The organism is bacterium (assembly GCA_022763185.1).
GTDB lineage: Bacteria > Bdellovibrionota_G > JALEGL01 > JALEGL01 > JALEGL01 > JALEGL01.
Genome location: JALEGL010000005.1, coordinates 108,659 through 126,861 on the forward strand (window position 1 = coordinate 108,659; position 18,203 = coordinate 126,861).

The 18,203-nt window shown below is 36.7% G+C and carries 15 protein-coding genes; 7 read left to right on the forward strand and 8 right to left on the reverse strand.

What is annotated here, in order from left to right; genetic code table 11:
- Positions 1 to 86 precede the first annotated feature (86 nt).
- On the reverse strand, positions 87 to 539 hold the full coding sequence (locus MRY82_02070; protein ID MCI5071714.1) for a hypothetical protein: 453 nt from the start codon (positions 537 to 539) through the stop codon (positions 87 to 89).
- A 248-nt stretch (positions 540 to 787) separates the two neighbouring features.
- On the opposite strand from MRY82_02070, the gene MRY82_02075 reads away from it, so the two are divergent.
- From MRY82_02075 to MRY82_02085, 3 genes are all read left to right on the forward strand, one after another.
- A complete protein-coding gene (locus MRY82_02075; protein ID MCI5071715.1) occupies positions 788 to 1,225 on the forward strand; it encodes a bacterioferritin in 438 nt (145 codons plus the stop codon).
- Between the two features lie 97 nt (positions 1,226 to 1,322).
- Positions 1,323 to 2,870: an acyl-CoA carboxylase subunit beta gene (locus tag MRY82_02080; GenBank protein MCI5071716.1), complete on the forward strand. Its 1,548-nt coding sequence runs from the start codon at positions 1,323 to 1,325 to the stop codon at positions 2,868 to 2,870.
- A gap of 64 nt (positions 2,871 to 2,934) precedes the next feature.
- Entirely contained in the window at positions 2,935 to 3,960 is a 1,026-nt protein-coding gene (locus tag MRY82_02085) for a hypothetical protein (GenBank protein ID MCI5071717.1), read from the forward strand.
- A 54-nt stretch (positions 3,961 to 4,014) separates the two neighbouring features.
- On the opposite strand, the gene MRY82_02090 is transcribed toward MRY82_02085, so the two are convergent.
- The 5 genes from MRY82_02090 to MRY82_02110 all read right to left on the reverse strand — a co-directional run bounded on the left by MRY82_02090 (position 4,015) and on the right by MRY82_02110 (position 11,415).
- Complete coding sequence (locus MRY82_02090; protein ID MCI5071718.1) at positions 4,015 to 4,929, reverse strand: paraslipin; 915 nt, start codon at positions 4,927 to 4,929, stop codon at positions 4,015 to 4,017.
- A 91-nt stretch (positions 4,930 to 5,020) separates the two neighbouring features.
- Entirely contained in the window at positions 5,021 to 5,464 is a 444-nt protein-coding gene (locus MRY82_02095) for an NfeD family protein (GenBank protein MCI5071719.1), read from the reverse strand.
- 41 nt (positions 5,465 to 5,505) lie between these two features.
- On the reverse strand, positions 5,506 to 9,840 hold the full coding sequence (locus tag MRY82_02100) for a hypothetical protein (GenBank protein ID MCI5071720.1): 4,335 nt from the start codon (positions 9,838 to 9,840) through the stop codon (positions 5,506 to 5,508).
- The gene (locus MRY82_02105; GenBank protein MCI5071721.1) at positions 9,827 to 10,801 is read right to left on the reverse strand and encodes a hypothetical protein; all 975 of its coding nucleotides are present in this window, start codon (positions 10,799 to 10,801) and stop codon (positions 9,827 to 9,829) included. The genes MRY82_02100 and MRY82_02105 overlap by 14 nt, the downstream gene beginning before the upstream one ends.
- Positions 10,802 to 10,824: 23 nt before the next feature.
- Positions 10,825 to 11,415, reverse strand: coding sequence for a hypothetical protein (locus MRY82_02110; protein MCI5071722.1), 591 nt, complete (start codon positions 11,413 to 11,415; stop codon positions 10,825 to 10,827).
- A gap of 174 nt (positions 11,416 to 11,589) precedes the next feature.
- On the opposite strand from MRY82_02110, the gene MRY82_02115 reads away from it, so the two are divergent.
- The 4 genes from MRY82_02115 (at position 11,590) to MRY82_02130 (ending at position 16,833) form a co-directional block, all read left to right on the forward strand.
- Positions 11,590 to 13,101, forward strand: coding sequence for an ATP-grasp domain-containing protein (locus MRY82_02115; GenBank protein ID MCI5071723.1), 1,512 nt, complete (start codon positions 11,590 to 11,592; stop codon positions 13,099 to 13,101).
- On the forward strand, positions 13,101 to 13,613 hold the full coding sequence (locus tag MRY82_02120) for an acetyl-CoA carboxylase biotin carboxyl carrier protein subunit (protein ID MCI5071724.1): 513 nt from the start codon (positions 13,101 to 13,103) through the stop codon (positions 13,611 to 13,613). Before MRY82_02115 ends, MRY82_02120 begins: the two co-directional genes overlap by 1 nt.
- 1 nt (position 13,614) lies before the next feature.
- The gene (locus MRY82_02125; protein MCI5071725.1) at positions 13,615 to 15,177 is read left to right on the forward strand and encodes a methylmalonyl-CoA mutase family protein; all 1,563 of its coding nucleotides are present in this window, start codon (positions 13,615 to 13,617) and stop codon (positions 15,175 to 15,177) included.
- Between the two features lie 72 nt (positions 15,178 to 15,249).
- Positions 15,250 to 16,833, forward strand: coding sequence for an OmpA family protein (locus tag MRY82_02130; protein MCI5071726.1), 1,584 nt, complete (start codon positions 15,250 to 15,252; stop codon positions 16,831 to 16,833).
- Between the two features lie 8 nt (positions 16,834 to 16,841).
- Here MRY82_02130 and MRY82_02135 read toward each other — a convergent pair whose 3' ends face one another.
- Together MRY82_02135 and rimI are read right to left on the reverse strand one after the other, a co-directional pair.
- Positions 16,842 to 17,621, reverse strand: a complete 780-nt coding sequence (locus tag MRY82_02135; protein MCI5071727.1) for a hypothetical protein — start codon at positions 17,619 to 17,621, stop codon at positions 16,842 to 16,844.
- A gap of 123 nt (positions 17,622 to 17,744) precedes the next feature.
- On the reverse strand, positions 17,745 to 18,197 hold the full coding sequence (rimI, locus tag MRY82_02140) for a ribosomal protein S18-alanine N-acetyltransferase (protein MCI5071728.1): 453 nt from the start codon (positions 18,195 to 18,197) through the stop codon (positions 17,745 to 17,747).
- Positions 18,198 to 18,203: the final 6 nt, after the last annotated feature.

Here is an 18,203-nt window from a genome sequence, read left to right on the forward strand (position 1 = left end):
ACATCAACATCTCTTTTTAATTATTCGCCAAAACTGAGGGGAGATTACAATCTCCCCCTAAAATTAGTAAAGTAAAGCCTTTACCCCTAGCCTTTACGTTTAATCAGTTCCAGAAGATAATCCCCTAGGTATTCAACCACACTGCCATCTTCTTGCTGAACATCTGTAACAGGAATCATATCACCTGAAACTGTGCATGATCGTGTTACTGGATCATAGCTTTCTATTTTGGCGTAATATTCTAAAGCTTCTCGGTCATCAAACTCATCTAATTCTTCAAAAAGTTCAATGTAGGTTCCTGATTCAAAGCCTAATTCTTGTGCTTCAGAAGAAAAAGAAAACTCTCTTTTATGGCCATCATTGCCTCCATCATGTGACACAAAACCTTCAATATCAAAAAAACATACTTGGCTAAGTACATTAATCTCTAATGTGGCTGCGTCATCTTGATTTAATCTATAGGTTCCTGACGGGTGGGCAAAAGCGTTAGAAAAAATTGCAACTCCTGCAACGGCAAACATTATTTTTTTAAGTAACATGACGGTCTTCCTCCTGATGTGGTTTAAATTAATATTGATAGTCATTATCAATACTGATAAACTTTGCAAGTGATTTTTATCATTTTTTATTTATGTCAACGACCACTTAGTTCTATGACATAGATAACTGTGACTGATTACTTAAGAATTAGAGCTTTACAAAGATCATTCCCCAGGTTTATGATTGCATGGGTAACTCACTTATAAATAATAAATTTTTACATCTTAGCAGATACTGAAAGGTTTTTATGGAAAACAAAGAATCCATCATTAAAGTTTTAAATGAAATTATGGAACATGAGCTGGCAGGCGTTGTAAAATATACGCATTACTCTCTCATGATTTTTGGTCATCATAGAATACCGATTGTTAAATGGTTAAGAGACCAAGCGACAGAGTCCTTGTTGCATGCAAACACTGCCGGTGAACATATCACCAGTCTGGGAGGCCACCCGTCCTTAAAAATTGCCCCTTTACTTGAAACGCATCAACATGAAGTCAATGATATTCTAAAAGAAAGTTTAGAACATGAACAACGCCAGCTTGATAAGTACAAAGAACTGCTTTCAATTGTTGATACCCAGCATATTGCTTTAGAAGAATATTCTAGAACCATGGTGCGTGATGAACAGGAGCACATCAATGAAGTGCAAAAAATGCTCAGAAAACCAGGTGAACTTGATTAGCATGGTAAATGCGCGTTACTAACCACTAATTTTCTTAATCAAGGTGCAGGTGAGTAATTTATAGACAGCTGAGTACTTTTTCACTAAGTTGACTCTCATGTCTAACAACAACCCTGCATATGAAAAACTCAAACAAAAAAATACTGCTGCCCTCTTGGGTGGTGGTGAAGATCGCATTAAAAAACAACACGACGCTGGAAAACTCACGGCCCGTGAACGCATAGACTTTTTATTGGATGACAACAGCTTTGAAGAAATAGACAAGTTTGTCAAACACCGCTGCGATGAGTTTGGCATGCAGGATAAAAAAATTGAAGGCGATGGGGTTATTTGTGGTTATGGTAAAATTGATGGTCGCACGGTGTTGGTTTTTGCCCAAGATTTCACGGTTTTTGGCGGCTCACTTTCTGGTGCCAATGCCAAAAAAATCTGTAAGGTTTTAGACTTGGCTTTAAAAATTGGCGTCCCCGTTATTGGCCTCAATGACTCAGGCGGTGCCAGAATCCAAGAAGGGGTAGAAAGTCTTGGCGGCTATGCAGATATTTTCTTGCGTAATACTTTAGCCTCTGGCGTGATTCCCCAAATCTCTGCCATCATGGGCCCTTGCGCCGGCGGTGCCGTTTACTCCCCCGCCATCACTGATTTTAACTTAATGGTGGATCAAAGCAGTTACATGTTTGTCACCGGTCCAGATGTGATTAAAACTGTGACCCATGAAGAAATCAGTAAAGAAGAGCTGGGTGGAGCCAATACCCACAATAAAAAAAGTGGTGTGGCACATTTTTCTTACCCAGATGATCAAAGTTGCTTGGTAGGCATACGTCAGCTTATATCCTACTTGCCCAGCAACAACATGGAAAAAGCACCCCAACACGCCAATAAAGCTCCTAAAAAATCTGAAGCACTGGACACTTTAATCCCACAAGAAGCCAACAAACCCTATGACATGAAAGCTTTGATTAACTTGGTAGTGGATGAAGATTCTTTTTATGAAGTTCATGCCGCTTATGCTCAAAATATTGTGGTGGGTTTTGCTCGCGTAGAAGGAAAAAGTATAGGTATCGTGGCCAACCAACCGCAAGTCTTGGCCGGCTGCTTAGATATTCATTCTTCAAGTAAAGCTGCCCGTTTTATTCGCTTTTGTGACTGTTTCAATATTCCCGTGGTAAGTTTTGTAGATGTCCCCGGCTTTTTGCCGGGCACACAACAAGAATTTGGCGGCATCATTAAACACGGGGCCAAGCTCTTGTATGCTTATGCTGAAGCCACGGTTCCCAAGATCACTTTTATCACTCGTAAAGCCTATGGTGGTGCTTATGATGTTATGTCTTCCAAGCATATTCGTGGTGATTTAAATTATGCCTACCCCAATGCAGAAATCGCTGTGATGGGCGCAGATGGTGCCGTGAATATTATTTTTAGAAATGAACTCAAACAGGCCAAAGATAGCACACAAAAACATAAAGAGTTGGTGGAAGATTATAAAAAAACTTTTGCCAATCCTTACAAAGCTGCTGAACTTGGTTTTATTGATGAAGTCATCTATCCATCACAAACAAGAGCCAAGTTGATTCAAGCCTTAGACTTGTTAAAAAACAAGCGCGATAAAAACCCACCCAAAAAGCATGGGAATATTCCTTTATAGTTTTTTATCAAAAGCTAAGCCCTAGCTTTTGATATTGTCTGGATAATCCTGTAAAATTTTTATTGTGTCTGAACAACAAACTGAATTTTCTCTGAAAAACTGTTTCTTATTTTTTTTTCTTTTACAATTTTTTGTATTCTTATTTTTTTATATCGGCATTAAAAAAACTGAAAGTAAATCTCAACTTTACACTTGTTCAGAGTTTACTATAAAACCTATTGAAACTTTTTCTTCACCCAAAACTAAACCTTCCCCACAAAGCATAGCTACTTTAAAAAAAGAACATGAAATTATTGTTACGCCCAAACCTATTAAAAAAAATAATGGACCCCAACCAGAGTACAGTGAGCTCAATACAACCAAACCCAGAGAAGATACTGAAATTGATATTGTTAACCCAGATGTAAAACACTCCCCAGACTACACACGTGATTTTTTAATTAATCACCAATGCCCAGTTATAAACTGCATTGAAATGAGTTTAAATTTTAAAGATAAAAATGACGCCAATTTTAATGTGCAAAAAGACGCCGATGGTCAAAATTTGTACACATTTAAAATCCGGGCAAAGCACAAAGATAATAGAAGTTTTAAATTTCTCAATGCCATTGTTCAAGGAAAACTTTTATTATCACAATGCAGCTCCTTGGGTAATACTAATGTTGCCGTCCTAGGGTTTACGCCATCAAAAAACCCAATCATCAGCACTCAAAGAGGTCCCATTATTGTACAAGATAACAATGTATCCATTGGCAAAAAAGAGGGCTTTAAAATTTTTAGAAATCAAAAACTAATTCAAAAAGTCACCTCACCTAAGAAAAATTTACTGCACAAGGCGAGCAACTCTATCATTTTTCATTTAAACCCTAATGGTCAATTGTTCTTCACACGTGCTGGAAGCAATCAATGCATTGCTTATTCTGAAAAACGTACCTTTCAAACAAGCCCTGCTAAACATTGTAATTTTAGATTAGAAAAAGATCCAAACCACAGTGCAAAATTTGAGCAAAGTGCAAACGAGCAATTTCATATACCAGCCAACAACAATAACAATTATACTGTTGCCATTTATAACAAAAATTGCCGCTAAAAAAAAAGGTATGCACTGACGTACATACCTTTTTACTTAAACTATACTTTTATTTTAGCTTTCTTTTTTCTCCAAAAGTTTAGATGCTGTGGCTACCATACCTGCAATATCAGACAAGTTGGATGGAATGATTAGAGTATTGTTGGTTTTGGCCAACTTACCAAACTCTCCAACATATTGTTCAGCCACTCTTAAATTAACCGCATCTTTACCACCGTCTTCATTGATGGCTTGCGCAACTTTTCTTAAACCCTCAGCAGTAGCTGCTGCAATCAATTCAATTTCTTTAGCGTAACCTTCTGCTTCATTGATCTGCTTTTGCTTTTCCCCTTCTGAACGCATAATGGCTTCTTGCTTATCGGCTTCAGCAATGTTGATTTTAGACTGTCTTAGACCTTCAGACTCTGCAATGGTCGCTCGTTTTTCACGCTCTGCTCGCATTTGTTTTTCCAAAGCATCGGTAACTGTTTTAGGGGGATCAATGTTTTTAATTTCATAACGGGTTACTTTTACGCCCCAAGGATCTGAAGCTTTATCTACCGCTTGAATAATCTCTGAGTTAATGGCTTCACGCTCTTCAAAGGTTTTATCCAGCTCCAGTTTACCAATTTCTGAACGCATCGTGGTTTGCGCCAACTGAGTTGAAGCAAAACGAAAATTTTCAATGCCATAACTGGCTTTAACTGGATCTATCACTTGTAAGTACAAAACGCCATCCACTTCGACAGCAATATTATCTCGTGTAATACAGGTTTGAGACGGTACATCCAAAGCCACTTCTTTAAGTGAATGCTGATACGCCACTCTATCGACAAATGGTACCAAAATATGCAAGCCAGCTCTAAGAGTCTTAGAGTACTTACCCAAACGCTCAACAATATAGGCTTGCTTCTGCGGCACAATCCGCACCGACTGCGCCAAAACAATTAAAACAAATAAAGCTAATCCCGCTCCAACAAAAATTCCCATAGATCCTCCTTTTAATTCATCAAAAGATAAATCCTACCTTTTGATATTTATTCCTCAGGCACAAAAGACAACGACTACCTTTTGTACTTAATTACTCCACAATAAGTTTTATGCCATCAATGGCTTTGATTTTGACCACTTTGCCAACAGGGTGATCGTTATCTGATAACGCTGACCATTTGGCACCTTTGTATTCAACTGCGCCTGTATGTTGATCTGCATCAATGGTTTCAACAACCTTGACATGTTCACCCACAAAGTCCTCTAAATTGGCATCGGCATTTTGTTCATCTGTAGTGTAACCGGTAAACTGATTTTTAACCCATTTGCGCAGAGAAAATAAAAACCCAACTGATGCAAAAGAAAACAATAAAAGCTGGTGATTGGGATTAGGCAAAATACCAAAGGCACAGACAATCGCCACCAGCCAAGCACCCAAACCAAAAAACAAAAACAAAACCGCAGGAACAATAATCTCGCTGATCAATAAAACCAAACCCACAAAAAACCAAATCAGCTCAGGTGTCCATTTCATGGTCACATACTAACACTTTCATTTTTAACTGAAAAGAAAAATCACTGCTCTTGCATATCAGATTCTACATACCTTTTTCGAAGTTCAAACTCAGCTGAGCTAACAACAACTTTTTCAGTGTATATCATGCTAGCCAAAAAAGCCTGAGAAAAATTAGGCGACATACGGTTTACACAAAAATTATACAACATCAAATGGTTTAAAAAAACACTTTTAAATGAATCGGCAAGGTCGAATCCCGTATAAAAAATAAAACGTTTCAGTGTGGGTGCATAGCTTGGATCGACATTTTTAAACACTGTACTGCCTTCATTTTGTCTGTGAATAAACATAGCATATGCATCAAGCAATTTTTCTTCTAACGCACTATCGCTTATACTTTCCCAAAATCTTAAATCTTCTTGAGAAAATAAAATATTTTCATGGTTGTTTTGCTGTTCTAATTGAGAAATTTGATAATCAATTTGTTCTAACAAATTAGAAGAGTGTATATCAGTTTTACTTGCATTGTATTGAATCATCTCACGTAACTGACCTTCAATTTCTTCAAAACTGTTACCATTAATATATGTTTGAATATTTTGAAGTTGTATTTCCTCATTATTCCAATAATGGTTATCCAACAATGAGTATAAGCCTGCATCAACACCCAAACGAACCCCCATGCTCAAACTATAGTCGTACAAAGGAACAAGCAGCATTGATTTACCCGCTGATGAAAAATTAGCAAGCTTTGCTTTTTTAACTAAACTATAAATAAATAAATCTAGAAATAATCTTGTCCAATATCGACCACTATCAACTTTATCATCCCAATGAACTACAGAATAAGCAGTAGTTTTTCCAGCTAGGCTTGCAAACATTGCTAAACTAGAAAAGTGTGCTTTATACATTTTATTGATATTAGTAGGAAACTGACATTGTTCAACGATTTGGCGTCTTGCGTTTGCAATCGACTTACTTCTTTCTAAAGCTTCATGATGAGTTAACATTTTTCCAGTAACATGATCAGGATAATTTCTAGCTTTTGAATATTGTTTCCAAGCTACTTTTAAGTCTTTTCTTCTCTTGGCTAAAATTTGCTTCGCTTTTCTTGCGTTACGTATATTTGGAACAACTCTCTCAATAATGTTATCTGAAACAATTGTAGAGAAATCTAATGGTTGTGAAGAATTACCGGTAAAATGTGTAAAAAGACCTTGTTCAATTCTTTTCACTTCCTGTTCAAGTTTATAGTAGTCCATAAAATCTAAGTCAATCGATCTTAATTGATTTTGTAACCTTCCTGTTCTTGACCATGATCTTTGAATAAATGGATTTAATGTTGCTTCATTTGGCCAAGCTAAATTAAAGCGTCTTAGAATCATTGTGTTAGAATTTGTAATAGTATCACCATATGCTCTTTGAAACACTTTAAAGTCAAAAGAGGTTCTTAACGTTAAGTGTTCTTGTTCCATTTTAACAATAATTTTATCTAAATTATATGTTGGCACATAACGTTCAACCCACTCTAAAAATTTTTCTTTATCACTACTTTGAGAAGCTGTATTATCAAGAATTCTTTTAAAACGACTTAACTGTTGTTTTCTTACCGGATCAATTTTTAAAACGTTGTCTCTAAATACAATCTTATAGTCAAATGCGTTTCGTCTTTCATACTCAATAATTTTTCTATGCAAACTTTGTATATTTATCCTTCCTTGCCGATAGAGCTGATTAATAAAATTAAGCATCTTTTCCAATTCAACAGCGTCATCAGAAAAATAAATTAGTTTCTCTATAAACCAGCCATTCCTTGAATTCACAGGAAGGGTTAAGACATAATCAAGCAACTTATTTCTTACTCTATGCGAAAAATATCTAATATCATGTGAAAAAAATTGATTTACTCTTAAATCGGCTTCACCAACTATCCTTCTTAAAGGATCTCTTCTAATACTATTAATATCAATGCCACTGTGTTTTTGGATGATTTGTCTTGCTCTAGCTTCAAATTGATCTTCAGGTATATCCTTAAGCTCGTGATACATTTTTCTAAAACGAAAAAAATCACCATCATATAGCTTTGGGTCAGAAAGTATTGTAATTGTATTTATATCCAATACAGCTTCAACATTTTGATTTCTTTTAATTAAAGCTTGCAAGGTTACAAATGCATTTCTTTTAAAATCTCTATAGGCTGGATTAAATATTAACTCATGTATATGTTGAGCATAGGGCTTAAGGTCTTGAATCACTCTCAATAAAGCAGCTCCATCAAACATCAATGCCAAAGCCAAAGAAATTTTTGCATCTAAAAACATGCCTTTATATTCGGCATAAACAGCATGACTATCAACTGCATTTTTGTGATTGGCAATAAAACTTTTTCTACTATTTTGTACTGCTTGATGATAACGATCTTTTGCATTAATAAAAAGCATCGTTTCTAAAGAACCTACTACAAAAAGAGCTGAAATTTTAGTGAACAAAGCATGAGATCCAACTCCTCGAGTAAAAATTGCAACTAAAACGCCTGAACCAACCAAAGCAATGTTTTGAGCCGTTCTATAAAAAACGTCTCTTTTATACTGTTTATCTAGAAGTATCTCACTGACATAATATCCCATTTCCGCTGACGCAATAACTGAATCATCATCAAATAAATTCTCACCAATTAATGCGTCTACTAAAGCAAGAGGGTAAATTAAAACATAATCATCGAGCCTTTCAGAAAGCTCATAATATCTTCCGCCATTAATAATTTCAAAGTCACTCTTTAAATCATCAAACATTTGAATAAGTGTTGAAAAATAAGTGTTCTCGATTTCATTAAGAGAAAAGACTTTTCTTTCTTCAAGAAGTTTCATTGCCCAATGAACTTTAGGTACATCCGATGATTTTAAGTACATTTTTAACGGGTGTGAAAAATTTTCTGACCAAAGAGTATCTTGAGGCTTGGCAAAAATATAGCCCATATTTACACATCTATTTTTTAGTTCTTCACTGTTGTTACTATAATATATACTGGATAAAAACTGATCTTGACCAAAAAGAAAGTACCATTTTCGTTGTTTAAAAAAAGCAAAAAATGGGTCAAGTACTTCATAATGAAAGTTACTAGAATTTCTATATTTACTATTGCTACCCCTGTTCATCCAGCATTTTTGATTAAGGGATGAAATAAACTGTTCAATAGCGTAAACATCTTGTTCAGTATATGCCCATTCTTTTTCATCTGTAGCGTTGTCTAAAATTAGCGTACATTTTTTTTCTTCTTCAGTATAGCTTTGCGCTTCATATTCTGTTAAACTATTATCAAGATCACATTGTTCCAGATCCTCAAAAGCATAAACAATACCAATTTCTAAACTAACTTGCATGTGATCCTGTTCACAAATTGACTGTGCTTTTTCACCACTCTGGTAGCAAACAACTTGTCTCGCCCAACGATTAAATCTATCCCAACTATTTTTAATCTGGATAAGTTTGTTTCTGGGCATTCTCCTTAAGTCGTATGCTAATCGCTCTTTTATAACTCTTTTGAGTTGATTTTTGGCTGCACTTTGAAAAAGACTAGTCGCATAAAGCTCAATATTTTGATTTACATTATCAATTATTATTTCCTGTTGGTTATTTTCATTTGTATTTATAACTTTATGATAGTTAGAGTTTGGATTTAACACTAAACGATCTTTATATTCATTAAAATACATAGTATTTATATCATTTGCTTTTTCAAAAAAATCATCTTGTGAATGTTGATAGTCTGAGAACCTATAACTGCGATAACCTGGGCTTAAATACATACGAGCAAACATTTGTTTTTTTCTTAATGCATCAAAATGATGATGATTTGCAAACTCTTCCTCTATTTTAGCTAGCATAAAGCCAACATTTTTTTTCAGCTTTGCATTGCTCAATTTCTCAGTTTCATTAAAAAACATTTGCTTTAAATCTTGAGAATAACCTTTCATCTCAGATTGCGTATCGTTGGATAAGTTTTCCGAACTGTATAGAGGTGCTAAAAAAGCACAATACCAATAAAGAGACTTTTCTTGTGTTGGTCTTAAAAAATCATGACATTTGACGCCATTTTCACAGTTATCTAAATAGTTCTTATACTCACCACTTTGAATTGTAGCCGTTAAGTTTTGAATTGCTACTTGAGCAAAGTCTAAAAAATCTTGCTTACATCCACCCTCAACAATTGAATAACCTAGTAAATCACTATTATAAACAGATGTACCTAACTTTTCCTTGAAAATATTGGCACACATATTAGGGACGTTGACACTTACACTCGAAAAAACGCTAAAAGAAAAACAAAAAGTTACTCCTAAAAAACACCATTTTAACTTTTGAAATGATTTATAGTGTAACTTATCTAAAATCATTTTTAATCCTTTCACAGAGTATTTTATATGCTTGAAAGGATTGTTGTTTCTGGTTTTTATCACTAATTTTTTCTATCCCACTCAACACATTCAAAGTTTTAAAAATGGTATATGGAATATCTATTTCCATAAGATAGAGACTATTGTTTTCCTGAGCAAGCGAAACATTCATATGTGATTGACTCTGTTCATTCTGTTTATTAAAAATTAATATTGGCTCATGAATCGGCAACAATTCTATGAGTTCTTTTTTACTAGGATAGTATGTTAGGCTTGTCCTGACATAGCGATAAGGAATCCACTTTTTATACTGTTTAACTGAATAATATTGTACTCTTTGATGTAGCTCACCTATCAAAGCATATTGCATTTTTCTTGAATAACCTTCTTCTTGAATAGAATTATTAACTAGATAATCTTCACTCAAGTAACTTAAAGACAGATCTTCTAATTCATTAACGCTCAGAGCATCTTTAAAACGAAAAAATTCAATTGAATTGGAAAAATGATTATTGAGAAAAAAATCACACTGATTTGTTAACCATTTATATTCATCGTTATCAAAGCTAATGCTAGCAGGAATTCCATACTTTTGTACAACCGACAACGCAGCTTCTAAAGTTTTTGATTCTTGATTGTTGACTATTAAAAAATACAATAGTTTTTCTAAGCTTTTATATTTTCTATATCCGTAACTATTTTCAACTGAATATCCGGGATAAGCTATTAATCCAAAAGCAGAAGGAGATGATAATTTTATTCTAGGAACTGTATGCATTAATTCAAATGCTCTTGAAAGCAAAACTGAAGATTTGTAAGTTGGATCATCACTAATAAGTGATTGTTCAGAATATTTAGAGTTAAAAACCCAAATCATTCTGCCTTCTTGAGAAAAAGCAACTGAAAGACAAATAAATAACGTAACGCAATAAAAAAACCTTAGTTTATACTGATATTTCAAAATAACCCCCAAAAAAAATTCAACTACTGGTTATAGTAGTCAAAAAAATTATCTCTAAAAGATGTCTGATTAGACCCAGCAACACCTGTAATATTGAAATTAATATCATGGTGCAACGCAAAATACTGCAACAAGCTATTATATTTTTGCATTAATTCTTGTCTTGACTGAAGGCTCTTTGCCTTAAAAGTTACACTTTCACAGCTTTTAATTTCTTTAGAACAATTTTGAGCATAATCACTTAAATTGAATAAAATTTGTAATGGACATAATCGATTACGATTTTCAGTTCTTGTAGGTCCAAAATGTCTTAATTGTGTGCTTTGGTTTTCATGATTCAACTCATTTATATCAAGATCACTAAAGTAATTTACAGCACGATCAACAATTTCAAAAAAATCCTCTAAACTAAATTGAGCTATATGAAGCTCAACTTGATTGTTGACCATAATTGATTGATTTTGATGTTCTTGTGGCCATTCAAGTTGAACAAATAATTTTGTTGCATAAGAAATACAGCCGTATTTTACCAGTAATCTTTTATTTTGATTGAGCTGAAAAAACTTATGCTCATACTCGCTATCAAACTGGGCTTTCAATACTCCAACCCACATAAAACTTATAATAATTACTTTGCTTAACGTATATTTATATCCCCGCATTATGGTTAGAGTTTATAACCAATGAAAATTAAGAAATAATTAATTTTTTATATTTTTGTTGGCTTATTGCTATTTTTTACAATTTCAAAACTGGCTCAATAGCTTTACATACGATATAAGTAACCAGTGCGTGGAAATAAAACTACAAAACTGCAAACTCAGAAAATCTTGGTAGCCAATAGGGGTGAGATAGCCCTGCGGGTGATACGAACCTGTAAAGCTATGGGGCTAAAAACAGTGGCGGTTTACTCTGAGCCTGACATTGAAAGCCTGCATGTTCGCCATGCCGATGAAGCCTATTGTCTAGGTCCAGCTGCCAGCAGCGAAAGCTACCTTAATATAGATAAAATTTTAGCATGTGCAAAAGATGCCAAGGCAACCATGATTCATCCTGGCTATGGCTTTTTATCTGAAAACGCCACTTTTGCCGATGCTTGTAGCCAGAACAATCTCATTTTTGTAGGTCCTTCCAGCGCCGTGATGAATCAAATGGGAGATAAAATTCAAGCCAGAATTGCTGCCAAGAAAGCTCAACTTCCTCTTATTGAAGGCAGCGAAGACTTAAAAGATGGTTCACATGCCTTTGAGATTGCTCAGAGTGTCGGTTTTCCTGTTTTGCTTAAAGCCAAAGCTGGCGGTGGCGGCAAAGGCATGCGCTTGGTTGAAACTGAACAAGACTTAAATTCTGCCTTTGATATGGCTCAATCTGAAGCGCAAAAAGCGTTTGGCAATGGAACCATGTACATAGAAAAGTACTTGGACAAACCCAGACACATCGAAGTTCAGGTTTTTGGCTTGTCCAACGGTGAAACCCTGATTTTTGGTTTGCGTGACTGCTCAGTGCAACGCCGGCACCAAAAAATTGTTGAAGAGGCTGGAGACCTTGGTCTTCAAACAAAAACTCAAGAAAATCTACACACAATGGCCAAAGAACTGTGCCAATCTCTTGATTATCAGGGAGCGGGCACCTTAGAGTTCTTGGTGGATGCTCAAGAAAACATTTATTTTTTGGAAATGAATACCCGCTTGCAAGTTGAACACCCGGTTACAGAGTGGGTTTATGGGGTAGACTTGGTCCGCATGCAGATTTTAAATGCTTTAAAAATGGATCAAGACTTTAAAGTTCCACCAGCTCGTGGCCATGCCATTGAAGTGAGAATTTATGCTGAAAAGCCCACACAAAACTTTTTACCCAGCCCTGGAAACATTGATTTTATCCAGTGGCCCAGTGGTGCCAATGTCAGAATTGACAGTGCAATTGAAAGCGGCCACAGCATCACATCTTATTATGATCCGATGATTGCTAAAATATCCTGTTATGGCCAAGATCGAGTTCAAGCCATCCAACAAAGTTTACTGGCCCTCAATGAGTTGAAAATAGCTGGTATCGATAGCAATACACAGTTTTTAAAACAAATTTTAGCGCACCCTGATTTTATAAGTAACCAAGTACACACTCAGTTTATCAACGATGCATTGTTACAAAACTTTAACCAAAACAATCAAACCGCCAGCTCAGTTGAACTGGCTTTGAGTGCTGCATTGAATTGTCAAACACAAACAGAAATACTAAATCCAACAACACCGGATCATACGCCAATATCCAACTGGTGGCAGAGCGGATTGGAAAGCAACTAATGCAACGAATACTCAACTATCAAAATCAACAATGGTCCATTCAACTTCATTTTGATGACGCTCAAAAAACCTGCAATATTGACATTGATGGGACTGAACTTAACAATATTCAAGTTCAAAAACTTCAACATGGCTGTATGTTTATTCATCAAAACAACGTTTATACGCTGTATTTAATCAAACAATCCCAACAAAACTTTGAACTGGATATCAACGGCAACACTGTTCACTGCACGCTTTACAATCCCAAACAACAAATAAACCAACACCAAGCCAACGGCCATGATCATGATACCAAACTCATGGCAGACATGCCCGGAAGAGTCGTAAAAATTCTGGTAGAAGAAGGACAAGAGGTAGATCTTGGTGATCCTTTGCTGGTGTTGGAAGCCATGAAAATGGAGAACGAACTTAAAAGTTCTACAAAAGTCACCATCCTTAAAATTCATGTTCAGGAGGGAGACTCTATTGATAGTGGGCAAACCCTCATTGAATTTGAGAAAGCATCCTAATATGAGCATCAGCAGCAAACGATCCGATCATAGTCAAAGAGATGCCCTGTATACCCAAGAGCATGTGAATATTGATCCTGGTTTTCCAGGCCAATTCCCTTTTACCCGTGGTGTGCAACCCAATATGTACCGCGGTAGGCTGTGGACCATGCGCCAATATGCAGGCTTTGGTTCTGCAGAGCAAACCAATCAACGCTTTTTAGATCTACTTGATGCTGGCCAAACCGGTTTATCCATGGCCTTTGATTTGCCCACGCAAATGGGCTATGACCCAGACGATGCCATGAGCCAAGGAGAAGTGGGACGTGTGGGCGTTTCCATAGCAAGCATTGACGATATGGCGACTGTTCTCAAGAACATCCCTTTGGATCAGGTATCTTCTTCCATGACCATCAATGCTACCGCCCCTATTTTGCTTTGCTTTTACATTGCTGTTGCGCAAAACAATGGCATTGACCCCAAACTGCTTAAAGGCACCGTGCAAAATGATATTCTAAAAGAATACATTGCGCGCGGGACTTATATTTTTCCTCCAAAAGCCTCTATGCGTTTGTGTGCAGACCTTATTGAATATTGCTCCAACCATGTGCCTTTATGGAATCCTATTTCCATTTCTGGTTATCACATCCGTGAAGCGGGTTCAGATGCTGTTCAAGAGCTTGCCTTTACTTTATCCAATGCGGTGGCGTATGCTCAAACCGTGGTTGACCGTAACATAGACTTTGATCACTTTGCTGCCCGCTTGTCTTTTTTCTTTGCTTCCCACAATGACCTTATTGAAGAAATCGCCAAGTTCCGGGCTGCCCGAACCTTATGGGCCCTCATCACCAAAGAGGTCTTCAAGGCTAAAAAAACCAAATCCATGCTCTTACGCTTTCATGCGCAAACAGGTGGCAGCACTTTAACCGCACAACAAGTCGATAACAATATTGTCAGAACCACACTACAAGCTCTAGCAGCGATTTTGGGCGGTTGCCAAAGCTTACATACCAATTCCAAAGATGAAGCGCTGGCCCTTCCCACCAAAGAATCTGCCATGCTGGCCTTACGTACGCAGCAACTCTTGGCCTATGAATCTGGAGTTGCCCATACTGTCGATCCTCTTGCTGGAAGTTTTGCTATTGAACATGAAACGCAACGGATGATTGAAAAAGTTCAGGCTGAGATGGAAAAAATTGAGAGCATGGGCGGCAGTCAAAAAGCCATTGAGAATAATTACTATCAAAAAGCCATTGCCGAACGCGCCTATCAATTTCAAAAAGACCTCGACCAAGGACAACAAAAAATTGTGGGTGTTAATTGCTATCAATCTGAAGAAGCGCCGGTCAGTAACTTATTAAAGCTTGATGTTGATCTTGAAAAAAACCTCAAACAAAACATCACGCAATTTAAAAACACTCGAGATCAAACTAAAACTCATGAAGCTTTAACGCAACTTCAAGCCAAAGCCAAAAGCCAGGATAATTTATTGCCTTACATATTAAAGGCTGTGCAAGCAAAAGCAACTTTAGGTGAAATCACTCAAACCCTCAAAGATATTTTTGGCCGTTATCAAGCACAATAGGCCTTACCTAATATCCTTATGCTTTTTGAAAAAGTGACAACATCTTAAAATCATTATACACTCAGTAAAATCATGTTTATTTTGAAGCGATTTTTGCTGGTTTTAATGTTGTTTATGGCTCATCTTCCTGCATTTGCACTTGATGTTCAACGATTTACACCTAAAACCGATCAATATGAAGGTTTTACCAACTTTGGCACGAGCACACTTAAGGCTGGAGCATTTCATATTGCTTTGTTTGCCAATCGTGTTGATGACCCTTTGGAGTTTAATCGTATTGGTTCCAATACACAAGTTGCACCCATTGTTGCACAGTTTTACACGTTAAATTTTACACCACAAATTGGTATCTTAGATTGGCTTAGTCTTGGCGCCAGTATCCCGTTTAATTTAACGACATCCGTTCGTAGTGACATTCCCAACTTTAGTCAGCAAGATGATTATTCTCTGGGAGATGCTCAGCTGTATTTAAAGTTTCGTATACTGGATAACAAAACCAGCCCCGTTGGCTTGGCTTTTATACCCAGAGCCAGCGTGCCTCTGGATAACAATGTACAAGATCATTTTAATAACCTTGATTACCGACTAGGCGGAAGTTTGGCTACAGACATGTGGCTTAACTCTAGGAACTACATTGCCTTAAATGTTGGTGGTTTTTATCGCCAGCAAGATGAAGATGTGCTGAGTATTCTTCAGGTTAGCCATGACCTTGATTTTGGCTTGAGTTATGTCCATCATTTTTCTGAAGAAAAAACAATGGATGTGTTTGCTGAAGTAACCGGTAGAACCGAGCTCACTGATCCTTTTACTTCTGGGCAAAAATCTCCAGTAGAAGCTCTGTTGGGTCTTAGATATAGAATGTTTAACAACAAACTAACAACTTTTTTAGGAGGGGGCCGCGGTATCACCAACGGCTTTTCTTCTCCAGACTATCGCATTTTTGCCGGCATTCAATTCTCACACAGAAAAGATCAAGAAAAACCCGAGCCTGAGCCTGTTGTAGAAGAAAAGCCCAAAGAAATCCCAAATATTGCGCAAATCTACATTAGAGTTTTTGATGAAAACAAAGACCCACTTCCTGCAACCATTCTTGTGCGTGATGCTAATGGAGATCTGGTGGCCAGAGCCGATGACCAAGAGCTGCGTAAAAATTTAAAGCCGGCAGACTATGATGTCTACGTTGAAAAAACCGGCTATACCTACTCTCAAAAAACAGTCACTTTAAATAAGGGCAAACGTGCCAATCAAAGCATTATCCTAGGCAAGGTTAAGAAAAAAGGACAAAAAATAGAGTATTTGGGCAAGATCTTATTTGATTTTAACAAAGCCAGCCTACAACAACAGTCTTACGATATTTTGGATAATGTGGTTGATGTTTTACAAAGACATGAAGAAGTCAATAAAGTTAGAGTAGAAGCGCATACCGACAGTAAGGGCAGTGAAGTCTATAACTTAAATTTATCCAAAGCCCGTGCGAAGTCCGTAATGGACTATTTGGTTTCTGCCGGTATTGATCCAGAACGTTTAATTTCAGTTGGATTGGGTGAAAGCCAACCCATAGATACCAATGACACTGAAGAAGGCCGCGCCAACAATAGACGTGTAGAGTTTACGATACTCGAATCTAAAAACAATGTTGTGCGTGTGAAACGCTAGTAAACCGTTTAAGCCCGTAACTTTAAAACCGGTCCATCTTTGCATATGAGTTTACGTTCCCCTATTGGCAAAGCACTGGTTTCAGTGACACAGCTTAGGCACACACCCATACCACAGGCCATTTTGGCTTCAGCCGATGCATAAACCTCTATACCTTGATCTTTGACTTGATCATAAATGGCTTTCATCATGATGTTGGGTCCACAGGTGTATACTTTTTGTGGAGCATAGCCCTGCTTTAAATCCTCAAAAAAAGCATGCACAATTAAGCCTTGGGGGTAACGGTCATTTTTTTCATCTGTCCAAATCACAAGGTCAACGCCCAAATCATCAAACATTTTTTGTAAAGGTTTTGCCTCAGCATCATTTCTAAAACCAAAATACACTCTAATCTTGGCTAAAAACTCTGGTTTTTGTCTTTTTAGCCATAGCAAAAAGGGTGCGGCACCAATACCACCTGCTACAATGGCAATATTTTCTCCTGTAGCTTGCTCAAATTGGTTACCCAAAGCTCCCAGCAAGGATATTTCTTGCGCTAGATCTTGTTGACTTAACCACGCTGTTCCTTGCCCAACTACTTGGTATAAAACACTGATATGGTGGAGATCTTTTTGATCAAACACTGCCATGGGACGGCGCAAAACATGACCCTGCTCATAGCCGGTACTGAGCATCAGAAATTCACCTCCCAAACATTGATCAAATGGCTGCTCTAACTTTAAATCCAGCTGATAATAGCGGCCACCCAAATGCTTATTGCCAACAATCTGTGCTACATGTTCTTTCATTATATTTTCAAATACTACCAAACAACCCCAACAGTCAAACCATGGGTATTTTTACGGTCAATCTCAGTCAAGTCAGACTTCTAAGCAGTTGAGTTTAAGTTTTCTTGTATTTCTGTCACTGATTTATTCTAGGGAGCGCTGCATGACGATGGCATCTTCACCATCTGAATAATAGTTTTTTCTACAGCTTAGATCAGCAAAACCCTGTTTTTGATAAAGTCTATACGCCTTTTTATTGCTTTGTCTGAGTTCTAAAAAAATTTTTTTTACCTCTTTAAACTGACAAAAATTTATGACCTCTATTAAAATAGCTTGTGCATAACCCTTTCGCCTAAATTGATCTAAAACATATACCTGCAAAATTTCTGCTTCTTCAAATAAAACACTTAACAGCGCATATGCTATAGGTTTGTTTTTTTGATTGACTGAAAAACAATGCATATGTTCTTGCTCTATAAGTTGTTGATCCTGATTATTTTTTAAAAAACCACTCTTTATCAACAGATTTAAAATATCTTTTTTGATTGGATCAAGCTCATTTTCTTTAAATTGAACATGAAGAACAGAATTTTTCATCACAAC